Source organism: Peribacillus sp. NPDC096622 (genome assembly GCF_044762665.1).
GTDB classification, from domain to species: domain Bacteria; phylum Bacillota; class Bacilli; order Bacillales; family DSM-1321; genus Peribacillus; species Peribacillus frigoritolerans_B.
Map to the genome: position 1 here is coordinate 1 of NZ_JBIWES010000010.1, position 18688 is coordinate 18688.

Annotated in this window: 16 protein-coding genes and 1 pseudogene; 3 read left to right on the forward strand and 14 right to left on the reverse strand. The window is 36.2% G+C overall.

The window, feature by feature from the left end:
- Window positions 1-414 precede the first annotated feature (414 nt).
- From ACIQYG_RS17410 to ACIQYG_RS17475, 14 genes are all read right to left on the reverse strand, one after another.
- The gene (locus tag ACIQYG_RS17410; RefSeq protein WP_402840277.1) at window positions 415-597 is read right to left on the reverse strand and encodes a hypothetical protein; all 183 of its coding nucleotides are present in this window, start codon (window positions 595-597) and stop codon (window positions 415-417) included.
- A gap of 156 nt (window positions 598-753) precedes the next feature.
- The gene (locus ACIQYG_RS17415) at window positions 754-1371 is read right to left on the reverse strand and encodes an NUDIX hydrolase (protein ID WP_402840697.1); all 618 of its coding nucleotides are present in this window, start codon (window positions 1369-1371) and stop codon (window positions 754-756) included.
- A 261-nt stretch (window positions 1372-1632) separates the two neighbouring features.
- On the reverse strand, window positions 1633-3186 hold the full coding sequence (locus ACIQYG_RS17420) for a YndJ family protein (RefSeq protein WP_402840280.1): 1554 nt from the start codon (window positions 3184-3186) through the stop codon (window positions 1633-1635).
- Window positions 3155-3766 carry a DUF4166 domain-containing protein gene (locus ACIQYG_RS17425; RefSeq protein WP_402840283.1) on the reverse strand — a complete coding sequence of 204 codons (612 nt, stop codon included), beginning with the start codon at window positions 3764-3766 and terminating at the stop codon, window positions 3155-3157. The genes ACIQYG_RS17420 and ACIQYG_RS17425 overlap by 32 nt, the downstream gene beginning before the upstream one ends.
- Window positions 3766-4680, reverse strand: a complete 915-nt coding sequence (locus ACIQYG_RS17430) for a DoxX-like family protein (RefSeq protein WP_402840699.1) — start codon at window positions 4678-4680, stop codon at window positions 3766-3768. Before ACIQYG_RS17430 ends, ACIQYG_RS17425 begins: the two co-directional genes overlap by 1 nt.
- A 313-nt stretch (window positions 4681-4993) precedes the next feature.
- Window positions 4994-5578: a glycerol-3-phosphate 1-O-acyltransferase PlsY gene (gene plsY / locus ACIQYG_RS17435; protein ID WP_402840286.1), complete on the reverse strand. Its 585-nt coding sequence runs from the start codon at window positions 5576-5578 to the stop codon at window positions 4994-4996.
- Window positions 5579-5752: 174 nt separating this feature from the next.
- On the reverse strand, window positions 5753-6169 hold the full coding sequence (locus tag ACIQYG_RS17440) for a hypothetical protein (protein ID WP_402840288.1): 417 nt from the start codon (window positions 6167-6169) through the stop codon (window positions 5753-5755).
- Between the two features lie 186 nt (window positions 6170-6355).
- Entirely contained in the window at window positions 6356-6691 is a 336-nt protein-coding gene (locus tag ACIQYG_RS17445) for a hypothetical protein (RefSeq protein ID WP_402840289.1), read from the reverse strand.
- 231 nt (window positions 6692-6922) lie between these two features.
- On the reverse strand, window positions 6923-8236 hold the full coding sequence (locus ACIQYG_RS17450; protein ID WP_402840292.1) for an HAD family hydrolase: 1314 nt from the start codon (window positions 8234-8236) through the stop codon (window positions 6923-6925).
- Between the two features lie 445 nt (window positions 8237-8681).
- A complete protein-coding gene (locus tag ACIQYG_RS17455) occupies window positions 8682-9089 on the reverse strand; it encodes a GNAT family N-acetyltransferase (protein WP_264640770.1) in 408 nt (135 codons plus the stop codon).
- A gap of 477 nt (window positions 9090-9566) precedes the next feature.
- Window positions 9567-9881, reverse strand: a complete 315-nt coding sequence (locus ACIQYG_RS17460) for a hypothetical protein (RefSeq protein ID WP_402840295.1) — start codon at window positions 9879-9881, stop codon at window positions 9567-9569.
- Window positions 9882-9958: 77 nt separating this feature from the next.
- Window positions 9959-11308: an erythromycin esterase family protein gene (locus ACIQYG_RS17465; RefSeq protein ID WP_402840298.1), complete on the reverse strand. Its 1350-nt coding sequence runs from the start codon at window positions 11306-11308 to the stop codon at window positions 9959-9961.
- Between the two features lie 430 nt (window positions 11309-11738).
- The gene (locus ACIQYG_RS17470; protein ID WP_402840301.1) at window positions 11739-13526 is read right to left on the reverse strand and encodes a response regulator; all 1788 of its coding nucleotides are present in this window, start codon (window positions 13524-13526) and stop codon (window positions 11739-11741) included.
- 94 nt (window positions 13527-13620) lie between these two features.
- Entirely contained in the window at window positions 13621-14199 is a 579-nt protein-coding gene (locus tag ACIQYG_RS17475) for a sensor domain-containing protein (RefSeq protein ID WP_402840304.1), read from the reverse strand.
- Window positions 14200-15052: 853 nt separating this feature from the next.
- On the opposite strand from ACIQYG_RS17475, the pseudogene ACIQYG_RS17480 reads away from it, so the two are divergent.
- From ACIQYG_RS17480 to ACIQYG_RS17490, 3 genes and pseudogenes are all read left to right on the forward strand, one after another.
- A pseudogene (locus tag ACIQYG_RS17480) lies at window positions 15053-16235 on the forward strand (serine hydrolase domain-containing protein).
- Window positions 16236-16428: 193 nt separating this feature from the next.
- On the forward strand, window positions 16429-16794 hold the full coding sequence (locus tag ACIQYG_RS17485) for a hypothetical protein (protein ID WP_402840307.1): 366 nt from the start codon (window positions 16429-16431) through the stop codon (window positions 16792-16794).
- Between the two features lie 516 nt (window positions 16795-17310).
- Window positions 17311-18411 carry a serine hydrolase domain-containing protein gene (locus ACIQYG_RS17490; protein WP_402840310.1) on the forward strand — a complete coding sequence of 367 codons (1101 nt, stop codon included), beginning with the start codon at window positions 17311-17313 and terminating at the stop codon, window positions 18409-18411.
- Window positions 18412-18688: the final 277 nt, after the last annotated feature.

The window sequence follows — 18688 nt, forward strand, 5'->3', positions numbered from 1 at the left end:
GCAACGTGTAATTGTTGGGCTATATCCACACCTACAATTAGATGTGTATCGGAAATTCTTTCTATTAGTTGATTTTGTTTGTCTTGCATTTTAAAATTCATAGTAGGGCTTCCTCCTTAAGACTTTGAGTTAGATTGGACTCTATACTCGTATCTTACTGAGGGGCTCTATTTTTTTCAAACCTGATATTTAACGATCTACAGGAATGCTAACCTGCCCCTTTAGTTCCGTAAGAAAAAGGCTGCCACAGCAACCCCTGTTATTGAAGTAAAGCACCTGTTAGTTTAAGTAGATTTCTTCACATACTTTTTAGTATTTCAGTTAATACAGGACTGCTGCCCCGATAGTTCCATAAAGAAAAAGCTGCCTTAAAAATAGCTCTAATCTTCAGCTAACCCACCTGTTGCTTAACAACTATTCTTTATCTCGGTGCATCAAATTCAATTGGAAGAAAATAGCGCTTAATAAAGCTATTATCATTCCTAACATTGCAGCATAGCCAGAAAACACTTCATTTCCCTCGAAGACACTACAAATAACTATTCCACCAATTCCACCGAAAACTAATATTAATAACCAAACAACTAAAGATGTCATTTTACCCCCCCGTACTTTTTATCTGTATATCATATTTTACCAGGGCTTATGCAACCTTTAGTTCCATAAGAAAAAGCTGCCTTAAGGACAGCTCCGATTTTCAGCTAACACACCTGTTAGTTCAACAACTGGGTAGAACGGAACTCTATTAAAAGATTAATCAAAATAAACGGGTTCTTGAGGGTTTTTTAAATTCCTAAATGCCATCTCAATTTGTGTTTTTGTATTCCGAGCTATTGATAACGTTGGTAGTTCATTTTCAGCAAAAAACTCAACTGCACTCGTTTCTATGCCTTTTATTGGTTGTCCGCCAATTATTTCACATTGGATAAATATTTTATAAACGTGATAAAGCGAAGGAGGATGGGGGTGACACTTCTTATCAAGTACACCCAACAATTTGATTGCTTTTACTTCAAATCCTGATTCTTCTTTTACTTCTTTAATGGCGACTTCACTTGGAGTCAATCCGATGTCACCCCACCCACCAGGTAGCGCCCAGTTACCATCAGTATTTTCTCTGACCATTAATATTTTATTGTCCCTAAAGACCACAGCCCTAATATCTACCTTAGGGGTTGCATAACCCGTTTCACTTGCAAATAAATCTTTTATTACTGTCCTATCCATATCTGTTTGTTGTGACAATATTTCAATGCTAATATTTCTTATTAATTCAAATCTCTCTAAGTCATAAACATCTTTTGAATAGGTTAGTCCAGCTTGTGCAATGGATTGAAGTTGTTTCGCCCATTCTAGCCATTTAGGTTCGATTTACATCACCACCAATTTTTAATTACTAATTTTACCATATATACTTCGATATTGATAAATTCTTAATAAACTATCTTGCCCCTTTAGTTCCATAAGAAATACGATCCTTATTAAAGAATCGCGCCCTTTAATGGAATAAGTCGTATCAATTCTTGTATAAATAATTAGAAAAACTATTATCCTCCAATTCATCTAATTATTGGATTTCCCCACTTTAAATCTCTCCAAATAAGCATTAATACCCTTCAATAACCTACACCATCATTTTTGATGAATGGTGTAATCAATATGTAAGAAAGGAATGCCAAAAATTCGCATTTTGTGATGTGCTGTTAGTATTCCTGTAATTGTTTCATTAATTAAAAAGTGCTCGGATAATGGAAGCTTGAAAAGCGCTTTGCCAGCTGCTAAATAAATTCCAGAGTCACTTTCTCCCTCGCTCGAAAGAATAAGAGAGCCATCGATAGCGTCAAGCTGTAAAATACCAATCATTGACGAATAGGGAAGAGGAAGTGCTATATTCATATACGTCCTGCCCTCCGTTTTATGCTGAGAATAAATGGCCACAAATACGGTATTCTCCTTCACCTGGCGAATCCATGCGCGTGGATTTTTTCTCCCATCTAGCGTTTGATCAACAGCACGTATTTTATATGTCATTTCAGTACGTTTACTTGAGATGGGCAAGTTCAATTGCTGTAGTTTTGTACTTATCAATTTATAGCACACCGCAAATGGTTTAAACCAAGTTGCCCATTTTACAGAAGCAAATAACCAATACTGATCTGTGTTCTCATAAAAATGGACGATTTTTTTTGGTAAAGTTTTGATATCAACAAAATCACTTAGTTCATCCACTAGTCCTGGGTGTTGCTTGCCTGCTCCTTTTAACGCACCTCGAATTTGGCTCACTGGGAAATTCCAGACATCCTGCTTCGTTTTAGGAGGCTCAAGCACCCAACCGAGTACGCCTAACATGCCAAAAATTAAACAGTTAAATAAGCCATGAAATTTTAGCATAAAATCAATACTAACAAACCAAAGTCCAAACGAATTATTTGTCGCATAAAGCAATGAAAATAAGATTGTGATGCCTAGTGCACTGAATGATAGCCGTATCAATATCGTCTGCAAGTGTGAAAGGAAGCGTGTTCGGTATGCAAGTACGATTAAGGTGTAAATGGCAAATATGTATAGCAACACAGAGATGAATTCCAGTAACGGCGAAAATGAAATGCCAATGGCGACGAGCATGGGACCTGCTAAAATAATAGGCACAATTAATCGATACCATGTTGAATCGTGTAAGCGTCCAAAAAACCCAAGAGATATGGGCAATAAGAAGGCAGAGTAATGAAAATGAATAGCTGTTAACCAAGTGATTAGTGGACTAAAACCTGTATCAATTCCCGCAATATAAGCATAGAACCATAGTCCGCCTACAAATAAATACATCATCCCGATATCAATCGATATTTCTGCCCAGTTTGTAAAACCACGCTGAAAAAATCGCTTTAGCCCATAACACGCCACAAAAAAGGTTAAAATCATATAAATGAAAGCGAGTACCATCTGTCCTGTACTTGATGGGACAACTTGCAATAAAAAGATGGAGAGCATAGCAATCCAATTGAAAATAATATGTTTCCTCTTTGTTTCTAATAGTAGCTGGAGCATAAGTGGCACGAAAATCAACTGTGCAGCTGTCAGCATTAACAAATAGGGTTCAGATGTCAAAATGCTGCTTGCTATGAAAAAGAACACACCTGCAATGGTGATTGAACTAAACAGTCTGCTCCTTAAATTCGCCTTCATAAGCCATCAACCTTCCTACGATTCGGTTTCGTATATCGACTTGAATCGTAAATACTTCTCGGGCATCATCGTACCCTTCCTCAACGGTCACAACTCCTTCTAATAACCGAAGAATTGGAAACTCTAGGTTACCTATAACGATACGTTGAGGACCAGAGCGAATGTTTATGCGCCCTTCAGGTGTCACCACAAACTTTAAATCCGAATAAAATAAGCTCGGCTCCCCTAAATAATCCTTCACAACTCTACGCTTCGTATCAACCGTCATAAATGCATTAAAATCCCGAGTAATCTCTTCAAAATAAAAAGTACGCTCCCAATATATTTCTGCCTCACCAGTCGGCAATGATCTACAGGTATTTTTGATTGAAAACGGCACATCCTTCCCGTTTTCGGGAAAAAGAAATTTCCAGCGTGTTGCTAATTTTAAAAAGGGTTTTAGCCAGAAAGCCCCCGTTTCAATCTTTGACATCGTTCCGACCCCATTAAACGGTTTATCAATTGGTAGGGCATAACGCTCTTGTAGCTTAGGATGAAGTCTTTGAAAATCCTCACCTAAGAGGTCTTGGTAGATTGTCATTATGATTCACCCTTTCTCGTACGCTTGCAACTTGTTGCCGATGGCAAATCAGTTGCTAGTAAGAAGCTAATAATGGAAAGGACCCACAGACTAGCATTAAATGTAATAGGGTTAAACGGGTGCGTTGAGAATGAAGGACTAGCGATTAAGGCACTGATAGTTAATACTGGAAAAACAATTATCTGCAGAACAAGTAAATGTCTTTTCTTACGATAAAGAAGCCAAACCACTGCAAATAAAATCTCGAGAACGCCTATTATTCCTACACCCTTTACAGCAGCAGTCCCCTCCAAGGAAGTTAAACTAGATAGCATCGATACTTCCTCAGGATGTTTGGCAATCATCTTCGGTACTAGCCCCTGATAAAGCCAAACAAAGAAAAAGAGCATTGTTACTATAGCGTTAATAATGACACGTACATACTGTGATCGTGGCGATTCCCCCTTTTCAATCCAGCGTTTTAGCACATCAAAGCTTAGAGCTGTTGTCCACCCCATGATTGGCCGAAAAAAGAGGTCTAAAAGCCGTCCAAATAAACCATAACGTACATCATAATCATATTGGGTGAGAAATGTGGTTCCGTTATCTGTCGGTATATATTGCCAATACCCTTTCCCTTCACAAATTGGCGAAATTTTTTGATCGGTACCAAAGTGAAGAGAAGATGTTTTTGAACCATCCTTCTTATTATGCGTACCGATACTTTTACCCCAGCCAGCGACTTTTACACCACATCCCAATTTCGTTTCATATAAAAAGGATTGCGGATCATCTTCTGATTTTTTCGGTAAATAGGTAATAGAAGAAAAACGCAAATCCCATTGTTCATGTAGTTCAGGCTTTTGAGTCATACGCCATACCTCGTCTATAGTTGCCTGAATTGGAATTTCCACATAGATTGGTTTGTTTTTCATAAATGTCAAATGTCACCTCCATTAATAAAGTAACATAAGTTCTAATACATAATGTTAGAATTTCTGAAATCGCTGTAAGAATGATAGAGTTTAAAGACACTCTAATAACTTATTTTATTGCCCAATTATCTGGCCCAATTGTAGAACAAAGGTCAAACAGCACTCTTCAAATATCCTGCCCTTTTAGTTCCATAAGGAAAGAGCTGCCTTAAAGACAGCTCCGATCTTCAGCTAACGCACCCGTTAGTTTAAGTACAACTCTTCACAATCTGCTCTCTAGCTATTACGAAATAACTTGTATTTTCTGTAAGAATTATTTTTTCATACCTATTTTGTTTTCAGTTCCTTTTATAATTCTTTTGATATTTTGCCTATGCAAAATTATCACTAAAACACTAATAAATAACGAAAGAGCTATAATGACTTTATCCTCAAATATTAGACTATAAATAAATATTGCTATTCCAGCTAGCATTGAACTTAGTGAAACATATTTAGAAAGTATCAAAGTTAATATAAATACAACAGAACCAGTCAAAGTACCTAAAGGTGTCAAAAATAATAAAACTCCTGTTGATGTCGCAACAGCTTTCCCGCCTTTAAACCCTGCAAAAACAGGAAATACGTGTCCCAATATGGCTAATAAACCACATATAATGGGGTTAACAGTAGAATTAAATATTGGGGGAAGTAAGCAAGCAAATGTACCCTTTAATAAATCAGCAATTGCAACAATTAGTCCTGCTTTCTTTCCAAGAACCCTAAAAGTATTGGTAGCACCAAGGTTCCCACTGCCGTAACCTCGAATATCGGTTTTATAGAATAGCTTACCGACAACTAAAGCAAATGAAATTGAACCAATCAAATAACTTAAAAATAAAGTTAAAATATTGAGCATAATATACCTTTCTTAAACTTAAATTATTCGTATTAATATTCTATTTAATAACCTTATTATACTTCTATCCTTCTTCAACTATCCTGCCCCGATATTTGCATAAAGAAAAAGCTGCCTTAAAGACAGCTCTGATATTCAGCTAACACACCTGTTAGGTTAATATTTCTCTATTCTTTATTTCTGATCATTAAGTTTGAAAATAGAGGATAATGTTTCACCGTCTTTCCCTTCCAAAACGCCGCCTACTTGCTTTCCATCTTGCACGTCTGCGGAGCCAGTTTCGTTAAACCAGACCTTATATTTTTGCCCTTCCTTGTTATCTTGGTCTATAAACCAAAATACAGCATCTTCTTTGCTACCTTTATCAACTGATACTGTTTTATCCCATTTGATATCTGCTATAATGTCTTCAATCTTTTTGACATTATCTTTATCCAATACAGCTCGTTTATCACTTAATCCACCGGACTCTACTATTTGATAGCCAACGTCTTTTGCTTCAGGAGAACCCGAAGTTTTAGAGGAACTTGAACATCCCCCTAACGCCACAATGATGACAACCAAACTTAAACTCCATAATAATTTCCTCATACTCACACCTCTTTTCCCCAATTGTACCATTTATAAGCAATATAAGATGAGGGATTACAATCTTTTATCAACTCTATTTTACTACTTCTTATGCAACTATCCTGCCCCGTTAGTGACATAAGAAAAAGCTGCCTTAAAGACAGCTCCGATTTTGAGCTAACGCACCAAGTTTAAGACTTTTTAAAACTAATCACCTATGGCAAATATATGTTTTTTTCGCTGTAACGCTTCTATGCAAAGAAACTTTAACTCTTTAGCAAAACGTCTAACTTTTTGTTCTTTGTCCGCCCCTGTATATTTATTAATTACGCCATCACATATACCTATTAATTCATTAATCTCGTCTCTATACCATATCGTTTCACCATAAATATTAAGATTTAGAAGTAAACCAAACTCATTATTAGAGTCCTTTTCCTTACTTAAAAGATATGAGTGTATTCCCTCTTCAAATTCTACATATGTTTCTTCCTTATACGCTTCTTTATAGGTGTTAGCCAAAATGAAATTGATTCCACACATTTACTTTATCCTTCCCTGCTTATTTCTAACTATTTTAGCAGATTGTACTCCCAAGTCCCTTATTGAACAAACCTGCCCCGAAGTTGCATAAGAAGAAGTAACTTTTATGTTTACCTTTTCAGTAAAAATTTTGGAGGTGAACCAACTTCTTGTTCTGCTTCAAAGTAAGCAAGTGAACCTTCAATACACGAAACAATAGAAGGTTGACTGAATCTCCCTGGACGAATCTTTTTATGGATTCGTCAACAATTTTTCTTCATTTGACCCAAGCTTGATCGTGTATTCAGTCGGTATCCATAAGCCTGTATTCTCATTTCTTCCTTGGAGAACATATTTCGGGTTGTTTTTGCCCATCCGTTCTGCGGCTGTTTTCGCAAGCTTGCCGATATCACCTGTTTTGAGGCGGTTGATAATTAAACCGAGTTTCAAACTCTTTATTGTCAGCATTTCATAATCTGTGCTGCTGTCTCCTGCTACGAATATCGGACCGTATCCGCCCCGCGTTTTGGAGATGGCGTGTTCGATCACTTCCACCTTACCTTCTCTAGCAGTGATCGGCCAATTGTCTTCATATTCTGCTTGAGTAATTCCTTCCTTCTTTTTTAATCTCATCCCAAAGACATTTTCCTTTGGAACGTTGTAGCCGTATTTTGGATTTGACGAAAATACCTCCACCACCTCTTCCATCGAAGCCGAAATAACAAAAACGTCAATCCCATTCTCCATAAAAGTATGCATTAAGTTTGCGATTTCCGAGGCCAGACGCAGTCCTGTTGTATAGGTAACTTGAACAGTACCGGCTTTTCCTAACATTGACCCAGGACTAATAAGCGTCACTGATGCCATTTCCGCCCCTAAATTATAATCATTTGAAGCCTCTGCAAGCTGCTGAACTTCTTCGGTCGACATGTTGGCAAATAAATAAAGCACCCATGGATATCCGATTTCAACACCGTATGTTTCCCCAATGGCTTCATAAAGAAAGTACATTTTCGCTTTAAAATCTTTAAATTGATCAGTTGAATGAAGCGTTTCTAACCTCTCTTTTCCATTCATCCCATTATAGTTGGAATAAAGAAATTCGTAATCGCGCTTCAGATCATCGGCGATTTCCTTAAGAGTGACCTCATTGCCTTGAAGGTTTTTAAACTCGTGTGAAAAGGGTCCATTCGGCACATTCTTTTTGATCACTTCATAAAACTCTTCCGGTTGCATGTTATATGCCAAGTGATCAATTTGATAAAGAAAGAGGGCCTCCTCCGTATCATTCATGATGCTCGTATGATCCCAATCAAAAACAACATAAGGTTTTCGATTTGGATCGTATCCTGTACTTCCAGCACCATGCTTATTAATTAGGTTTTGAACAGACTTATAGGTGTCAGGAGCCCATTTCCCTTTATCCAACACTTGAATACAATGGCCCTCCCTATTTTGCGGAGTCGAAACTGCTTTTCCGCTTGCAGCCTCTCCTAAGGAAGCATACAAAAACAAGCAAATAACGATCATGCCAAATAAAGCTTTTAATTTGGTTCTATTACTCATATTATCCCCCCTGAAAATGCAAAAGACGCCTGCCCAATAGCTCGTTATTAGCTATTGAAACAGGCGCCATTGCCGATTGATTCTTTTATGCGTAAATATTATCACGAATTTTCAAAATAATCAAATATTTATTTATTGTTCTTTTCTTAACAATTGTAACTTTATAAAAAAGGATTTCTGTGATCCTTATTCAATTAAGCGCCCGTTTTGCTTAAAAATCACAAAAGAACAACATTAGTAAGGTACTAGAATTCCAAACATCGGACAACAAAAAAAACAATCAACTTGTTTATTTTTCATTAGTTACCTCCAAAATGTTTATTAACCTATTATCAATTAAATGGTAATACAAAAAAAGAGTTACAAAACAACTCTTATTATAACCATATATTTTATTGGGTTCCTTAATGAACTAAACATCCGTTAATTAGACAATAAATTAAATTTATCGATTTATATTCTTTGTCATACCAATGGTAAACTTCTCAAATCCAAAAGTTTCATAATATGATTTTAAACTTTCTACACACATAAGTTGAGGAATTACTCGATTTTGCTCACAATGTTCAATTATTCGATTCAACATTTCTTTGCCGATTCCTTCGGACTGGTAGCTCGGTAGTACACACACTCCACATACAATTCCAGTAATCACACCATCTGAAATAACACGTCCCATACCCACTAACTGTTGTTCATCAAAAGCATAAATTGCATACCAACTTTGATTGCACATTTGTTTCAAATCATTAACTGTTAATTTAAGTGAATTCCATCCTAAAGATTCATATAAGGTTAGTAATTGCTTAAAATTTTCAGGGGGTTCTATTGTATAAAGTATAGTTCTTTCCATAGAAGTACCTCCTTGAATTTTTTGTATCTTACAGTTTAATATAAACATATAATTTGTATGATTTCCACATATTACCTTACGCAAACCAGCCCCTTTAACTCATAAGAAAAAGAGCTGCTGAGGCGAAGGAGAACCCTCATGTGCAACTATGCACTAGGTCTAGGGACTGAACGTGCGCCGTTAGTCCGAGGCAGCTCCGTGACGGATGGAGTGAAATGTGGTAACCAACCCACGCATATCAGTTTGTATACCACCGTCAACGTTTTTGCCTTCGTGCCAAGTTTTTAAGGTATCCTTGTTCAACTTTTAGAATTGTATCCTAAATCCGAAAGGATATTTAGTTTATAAGTTGAACAAGGAATAACTCTATTCATAGCTGAATGAAACACCATTTAAAAACATTTGGGTATGGTGGGTTGACAGTTTCGTTCATATCAGTTGCATAAGATAATTAATTTTCCATCATTAATAATTGACCTATCTAGTTAGGTGTTCTTTAAATATCTGTTTAAAGTAAGGTTTAAAATCTATTTCTATCATTTGCTGAGTTTCTTCATTTATAACCGTTAACAGTACACTTGATTGGTCTTTTTTATCTGATGTTATTTCAAATTTTTCTACCCGTTTTAAATCTATAAGTGATAATAAAATATTTGAACCACATCTGGACACTTGAATTTTCACTTCACCATAGGTGGGAGAAAGTGTTACAACAAAGTCTGCTTCATCATTAGAAAATCGGTATGTTGCTTTGTTGTAATAAAATGGGTAGTCTTTTGAACTGGTATCCAAAAGAGTGGGTTCACTTCATTTTCGGTTCCCAAGGATTATTTATAAATTAAACGTTTTATCTCAAACAACTTATATAATTATTTATTTATTTGAGTCGGACTTACATTTTGGATTTGTACAAGTATATCAAAGGTTTGATCCAACTTAATATCAACTGTAGATGGAAAACCAGGTCCAACAGTTGTAATACCAGCAAATATTGGATGTTGTTCATTTAACCAAGCTTTTACCGAGCCGTTTGCTTTACGCAGGTCAATAAGGTATTGGTCTTTTTTGACTTTTCCTAAAGTGTAGTTATAACTGTTTGAATCTTTTGTGTCCAATTCCCCATAAGGCCCATACTCATCGTTAGTATTATAAACGTTATATTTCCCTTTATAGACAGACGTTCCGATTGTTACATACCTCTTTCCATAATGTTCAACTAGATGCTGACCTGACATTTTTGGATACACAAATGGTAACATATTCGTTTTAGAAATATGTCCATTATGTGCCCAAACAATTGTTTTCCCTAAATGTTCTTCTGTCCATTTTGCATTTTCATACATTGCTATATCGTGTTTCAAATAAAATTCAGAGGGGTTCTCTAGCATTTCAGTTGTCATTGTTGTAAACTGCTCGATAATTCGAGCATGTTGTTGAATCCAAGCAAATTCTTTTGAATTTCCATTTAATTTACTTTTATTCTGCTCTAATAACGTACTTATTTGCTTACCATCTGAAATATATTTTTCTTTTTCTTCTTTTTGTAGACTACTGAACGTGTTAAGATCCTTTGTAACAAGCATAAGTCCATTTAACTTTTCTTCTAGACTAGGAACTAGGTCAGGACTATATTTCTTTACATATCTTTTTATTTCTTCATAAACACCTTTATTTACTGTTTGTATATCCATTCCAATGATACGTATTTTCTTTTTGTGATTTGGATCTGCATTATAATTTTTTATCCATTTCAACATGTTTACGATTTCTTTCGTATTTAAGACAGGATTTAGATATTTACTCGGATCCCCCTTACCCGTAAGAACATATTTATCAAGCATTAATGCATTATCCCAATTATCTTCTAAAACTATATTTGAAAATCCTTTTTCTGAAACTAAGTAATTAACAATTCGATGCTTCATTGTAAAAATTTCATGGGCTCCATGAGTTGCTTCACCTAGACCTACAATCGATGCTGAACCGACCATTTCATTAAGATGTTTCAGATCTTGAATGGACTCAGTAGGGATCGTCGTTTTAATAGCCTTTGAATGCTTTTCAAGCCATTTAACATTCCTCAGGTCATTTTTAATACCTTCGTGTGCACTTATATTATTTATTGAAACCTCTGTTTTTGTACTAGCATAAGTAGTGCCTAGAAAATTTGTCAATGCAAAGGCAGCAGTTGCGATTGCAAAAATAATTTTTTTATTCATCTCTTCCTCCTTAAAATATCTTGATAGAAATGTTTGAATCTATTCATATCCTCTATAGTTTATAAACAAAGATTAGCTCTTCAATCTTTCATTTTCCTATCTTTATTCTTACTTATTTCTTAAAAAATGAAACAATTCACAAATATTAAAATACCTATTTGTGAAACTTTACAATTAAACTACTAATCTGCCATTTAGCGAAATAAAGGACGATCATTTTTGAACATCCTCTATTGTTGTACAACTAACGCGTCCTTAGTTGAATTAGAAAAGAAACCTTCTTTTTCCAGAGAAAGCAATGAACATTACAATAATTGAACATTTTCACCTGGCGATGCCAATTTTCCCGTTTTAGGGTATTTACTTTTCTTAGCTTGATTGTGATGTGGTGCTCCCCCACTTAATCCTAAAGAAACAACAAATATTTTTCTCATTCAATAATTCCGATTTCTAGAGCCTTAAGGACAGCTTCTTCCTTGTTACGCACTCCTAACTTTATGTAAGCCGCGGAAGCATAGTTTCTGACCGTACCATTCGACAAATATAACCTTGAAGCTATGGTAGTGTATCGGAGTCCCTTTGCTACTAGCTGCAATATTTCTATCTCTCTGGCTGTTAGCTCATAAGCAGTTGCTTTTGATTGTGGTGTCTCGTTTTGCTCATCAAACTTCTCAAATATTTTGTGAGACATTCCCTGATCAATCAGTGTCCCACCTCTGTGAATAAGTCGGATCGTATTAGCTAGTTCCAACGTTTCAACAGATTTAAGTAAAAAACCATCCGCACCGTTACGAAGCGAGTCCAACGCCTGTTCCGTATCCTGAAACGTTGTAAAAATCAATACGCGGATATGTGGCCATTGTTGCTTAATCTTTTTGGTTGCTTCGACTCCATCCATGTGCTGCATATCTAAATCCATAAGTACAACGTGGGGTTGAACGCGCCCGCACAAGTCGATAGCTTGAACGCCATCTTCAGCCAAACCGACTACATTTAAATCTTCATATTTGTCGAGTAGTGTACTTAAACTTTCCCGAACAAATGGCTGGTCATCGACAATTAACAAACGGATAAGTCCATCTTTTATTTTAGTTTGTCTAGGTATGGTACATGTAACAAGCATTCCTTCATCTGGCTTTGTATATACAGACAATTGACCTTGCAAATTCATTGCCCGCTCTTTCATCGCATTAATACCGAAGCCTTCCTGCCATTCTACATTTCCCTTTCCATTATCTTGCACTTCCAACCTCGTATATTGTTGTTCAAAATGCAATGAAACTATAATTTCATTCCCCTGACCATGACGTACTGCATTCGTAAGGGACTCTTGTAAGCAACGAATGAACGCTATCCTCGCTTGCCGAGACAGTTGGTATTCCTCTCCGAATGCTCGAAAGCTTACATTCACCCGAGCGTACTCCTGAAATTCAGCTCCAAGATTTTGTAGAGATTGAATCAAGGAAAGCGATTGACACGGAGACTCCATTTGATGTAGGTAACCTCTCACGTCCTCGATGCTTTTACGTCCCATTTCAAGCAGAGAATCTAGCCTCTGTATACCCATTTCGGTAACAAGCTCGGTACGCAATGTTTCCATCCCCAAAATAATGGAAGTATAAGCATGGCCGACTGTATCATGAAGCTCACTAGACAGCCTGCTTCGTTCCTCTGCAAGTGTAATACGTTCGATCTGAGACATATACTGCTCAAGTACCACGTTTTGTTTACAAATCGCTTCATTTTGCTTATGATTGACGATTAATAAATGAAAAGCGAACCCCATTACATAAACGAGTCCGTAGTAGGTGACCATAATCCAATAGCTATTACTTGGTGCAACCGCATAGAAAATTCCAGTTATTATAAAAACTGTTGTTGGAGCTGTCCAATAATAGGACAAATGCTTACTATTTGCTGCGATAAAAAACACCGATATAAGAAATGAAGTGTAAGCTTCTGGAAATAAAGAGGTTAAATATATACATAGTCCGCCATATAGCAGTATTTCTGTGAACAAGTAGTATTTGTAATTGAACAGTAAGGCTGCCCATGGAATAGAGAAGGCAACAACCTCCCAAAGAATAATAATCCAAAGTGGTAATGTTAAACCATCCTGAAAATTTAATGTAGCTAAAATGATTGACACACTACCAAGTAGACGGATTCCAAACATAATCCAATCATACCAAAACCAATACTTAACCATATCTAACAAGTAATTTACCCCCTAAGTGCCTTCCTTCTTATTTCCTATATTATAGATTATTCTTTCTTATATTTTTAAGCTTTTAAGATTAGCCTGAAAATTTCTATCGATTTAGCTGCCGAATCATACTGTTTGTATAACCTCCAATTTTTTTTGCCAAACCATCTACTATTTTAATACTTATGAAGATAGACACTATACCCATAGACATTACAATGAGTGAGTTGGCAAAAGTATCTACCTGCATGAAAAGGATATTCATGTCGATGTATCGATACAGTATTGGTGCCAACAGAAACATAAATGGCATTACATAAAAAATGATTGCACTAATGAGACTGAAAATTCCAATAACAAATTTCTGCATTAACCAAAAGACAGCAGACCAGGTGTGACGATTCGTAAGCCCTAATTTCACTTGAGCCCAGTCCGATGTATCCGTTGTGACACTTCTATTGTAAGAGTCTGTCGAAATATCAGCATAAATTTTCGTTTGTATGCGCTCGAATTGTATAAAACTTGTGGTAGTCTGTAGTACGCGTATAACTAGTGGAATCCCAACTACTGTAAATGAAAGGGTAAAACTGAGTAGCAGAGCTACAAGGTAAAAACAAAAATAAAACAATCCTGTAACGAAAGTTAGCAATAAAAAATAACCATTTTGGATGAATCTTGATTTCATAAGGTTCATCACTCCTCTCTGTTTAATAACCCCACCATAATGCTTACTTTGTCAAACTTACCAGTGTCAAAATGTCATATGATACTTTTAAATAATGCAAAAAGGGGGAACAGCCTACTCCTGGTTAAAAACAAGATGGTTTTATTAATCCTCTACAAAACAATCCCGAGAAGATAAACCTGGAAAAAAGGAGTACTCACATGGAAAATTACACACTAGAACATAAAATCACATTGACCGCTTATGGTTTTTCAATCAAGTCGAATTTTTTCTTATTGGGGCGCCGCCACATGCCCATCAAGCTAAGAAGAATGAATACCCAAAATGAAAATTTTAAGTTTCTTTTTCTAGAAACATCTTAGTTTTTCATCTTGAGGGACTTGAAAAATATTAACTTGATGGGCATGTGGTAAGACCCCTATTTATAAAGAACAACAAAAATTGAGTGAGATACGGCTGTATTAATAGCGATGTCATAGAAACCATGACATTTTGACACTACCGAATGTGACAGAAAAACACTTAGAATCAAAGAGCATTTTTTAACGCATTAACAATAAATGAGGAGGGGAGATTTTCATTGTGTATGATAAAAATATAAAGAGGCGTGAAAGGGGAAACAGGTATGACCAAGAAAAACAAACCAGTAACAAGAGTATTTTAAGGAAAAGAAGTAATTTCTAGGGTTAACATACATGTGGAAAAAGAGGGATTTACCGTTTGTTAGGACACAATAGCGTTTGTGTAAATAATAATGAGTAAGATAATTGCAAATCCACTCTTGCCCTTTTGTCTTTGGTTAAGATGAGAGCTGTGTGACTAGTATAAAACAGCAAATAACTACCGATAAAATATGAATAGAGGAGAGGAATATCTTTATGAAAAAGCATTGTCAGATTACATCTACATGTTTAGTCCTTTTAATGACTGGAAGTTCTCTGTTATATACAACACCAACCTCAATTGTAAAAGCAGAGCCCACTCAAAATGTATCTAGTTCGTTACAAACAAGTACCCAACGAGATCATACTTCTGTTAAGCAAGCAATGCGGGATACACTACAACTTGGATACCCTGGGATACTTGCTAAAATTCATAAGGGTGGAAAAACGTGGAGTTATGCTGCTGGGATAGCGGATCTGAGAACCAAGAAACCGATGAAAACAGATTTTCGCTTTCGCATTGGCAGTGTGACAAAGACATTCATTGCAACAGTTCTACTTCAATTATCTGGAGAGAACCGCTTGAATCTGGACGACTCCATTGAAAAATGGTTGCCTGGTGTCATTCAAGGAAACGGATATGATGGTAACCAGATTACTATCCGGCAGATATTGAATCATACAAGTGGTATCGCTGACTATGTAAATTCAAAAGACTTTGATATTATGGATACAAAAAAATCGTATACGGCTGAAGAATTCGTAAAGATGGGGATTTCTCTTCCCCCAGACTTTGCCCCAGGAAAGGGTTGGTCTTATTCAAACACAGGATACGTAGTACTGGGGATCCTTATTGAAAAAGTAACTGGAAACAGCTATGCGGAAGAGGTTGAAAATCGGATTATTGAACCGCTTGATTTGTCAAATACATTCCTACCTGGCAATTCAAGCGTGATTCCAGGCACCAAGCATGCCCGTGGCTATTTCCAACTAGACGGAGCAAGTGAGCTAAAAGACGTTACTTATATTAACCCAGGTAGCTCGGATGGAGATATGATTTCTACTGCTGACGATTTAAACAAATTCTTCTCTTACTTACTCAGTGGTCAATTATTGAAGGAACAGCAACTAAAACAAATGCTTACTACAGTTCCTACAGGAAGAGAAGGAACCGGATATGGTCTTGGAATCTATGAAACTAAGCTTCCAAACAGTGTCTCGATATGGGGACACAAAGGTGGCGTTCTAGGGTTTACCACTTTTGCTGGTGGCACACTTGGAGGCAAGCATACATTGGCCGTCAATTTGAACAGCCTTAAAGCTGACAGTCCTGATCCATTTAAAAATATTTTACTTGCTGAATTTAGCAAGTAGGCAAAAAGGAAAAACGGATAAATTTTGTCATAGTTTTTATAGTTAAAAATATGCTTTTCTGGTTCAAAAAACAACTTACTCTAAAAAATTTTTGGGAAAAGCAAGTTCTTAATTTGATGTGTGGTGGTACCACTTTTCGAAAAGTGAAAATATTCTGTCTAACTAAGGATGTAACAACAAAGGAGAAAAAAACATGAAAAAAAAGAAACAAAGTTTAGCAGTTTTATTGTCAGCTGGTGTTATTGCTACATCAATTAGTTTACCGATATGTAGCTATGCAGATACATCAAATAATGTACTGTCTACAGAGAAATATAATGAAACCATCAAGTTTTCAGATTTTTTTTCTGGACAGCTGACTACATCATTTTCAACAAAAATTGAAGATGTAGTATTTCGATATGATGATGAAAATAAGGACAAATATAAACTAGGTACAAAGAGTGTTCAAGAATCATTCACTGTAAAGAAACAAGAAGTTAATCAACGGTTTTTATCCCCACAACAAGGTAACCATGATTATTTTATTGAAGTAGGGAGGCGAACTCCTAGAGCATAATATTTTTACATGCAGCAAGAGGCGAGTCATAGTCGATAGTAAACTTTTGTCATATTTATAAAGAACAGCAAAAATTGAGTGGGATACGGCTGGATTAATAGTTATGTCATAAAAACCATGACATTTTGACACTACCGTATGTGACAGAAAAACACTTAGAATCAAGGAGCAGTTTTTAACGCATTAACAATAAATGAGGAGGGGAGATTTTCATTGTGTATGATAAAAATATAAAGAGGCATGAAAGGGGAAACAGGTATGACCTATTTATGAAAAACAAACCAGTAACAAGAGTGTTTTAAGGAAAAGAAGTAATTTCTAGGATTAACATACATGTGGAAAAAGAGGAATTTACCGTTTGTTAGGACACAATAGCGTTTGTGAAAATAATACTGAGTAAGATAATTGCAAATCCACTTTTATCCATTTGTCTTTGGTTAAGATGAAAGCTGTGTGACTAGTATAAAACAGCAAATAACTACCGATAAAATATGAATAGAGGAGAGGAATATCTTTATGAAAAAGCATTGTCAGATTACATCTGTAAAAGCAGAGTCCACTCAAAATGTATCTAGTTCGTTACAAACAAGTACCCAACGAGATCGTACTTCTGTTAAGCAAGCAATGCGGGATACACTACAACTTGGATACCCTGGAATACTTGCTAAAATTTATAAGGGTGGAAGAACGTGGAGTTATGCCGCTGGCATAGCGGATCTGAGAACCAAGAAGCCGATGAAAACAGATTTTCGCTTTCGCATTGGTAGTACGACGAAGACATTCATTGCAACAGTGCTACTTCAATTAGCTGGAGAGAACCGCTTGAATCTGGACGACTCCATTGAAAAATGGTTGCCTGGTGTCATTCAAGGAAACGGATATGATAGTAACCAGATTACTATCCGGCAGATATTGAATCATACAAGTGGTATCGCTGACTACATAAAGTCAAAAGACTTTGATATTAAAGATACAAAAAAATCGTATACAGCTGAAGAATTCGTAAAGATGGGGATTTCTCTTCCCCCAGACTTTGCTCCAGGAAAGGGCTGGTCTTATTCAAACACAGGATACGTATTACTGGGTATCCTTATTGAAAAAGTAACTGGAAACAGCTATGCGGAAGAGGTTGAAAATCGGATTATTGAACCGCTTGAATTGTCGAATACATTCCTACCTGGCAATTCAACGGTTATTCCAGGCACCAAGCATGCCCGTGGATATGAAAGATATGACGGAGAAAGTGAGCTAAAAGACGTTACTTATTCTAACCCAGGTAGCTCGGATGGAGATATGATTTCTACTGCTGACGATTTAAACAAATTTTTCTCTTACTTACTCAGTGGCAAATTACTGAAGGAACAGCAACTAAAACAAATGCTTAATACAGTTCCTACAGGAATAGAAGAAATCAATGGATATGGTCTTGGAATCTATGAAATTAAGCTTCCAAATCACGTCTCGATATGGGGGCACGCAGGCGGTGTTCCAGGGTTTTCTACTTTTGCTGGAGGCTCACTTGGAGGCAAGCATACATTGGCCATCAATTTGAATGGCCATAAAACTAATCATTCTGATCCTTTTAAAAATATTTTACTTGCTGAATTTAGCAAGTAGGCAAAAAGGAAAACCGGATAAATTTTGTCATAGTTTTTATAGTTAAAAATATGCCTTTCTGGTTCAAAAAACAACTTACTCTAAAATATTTTTTTGAATAAAGCAAGTTCTTAAGTTGATAGGCATGAGGTCCCGCCACGTCGCCATAAAACTAGGGCCTTGAAGTATCCCCTAAACGAAATTTTGTTTCTCTACAGGTAGTCACTTTAAGATGCCAGTTCATTTTTTTTCCTTTTTCTTTCTTTAATTGATGAGTGTGGGGGAGCACCCATCGCTA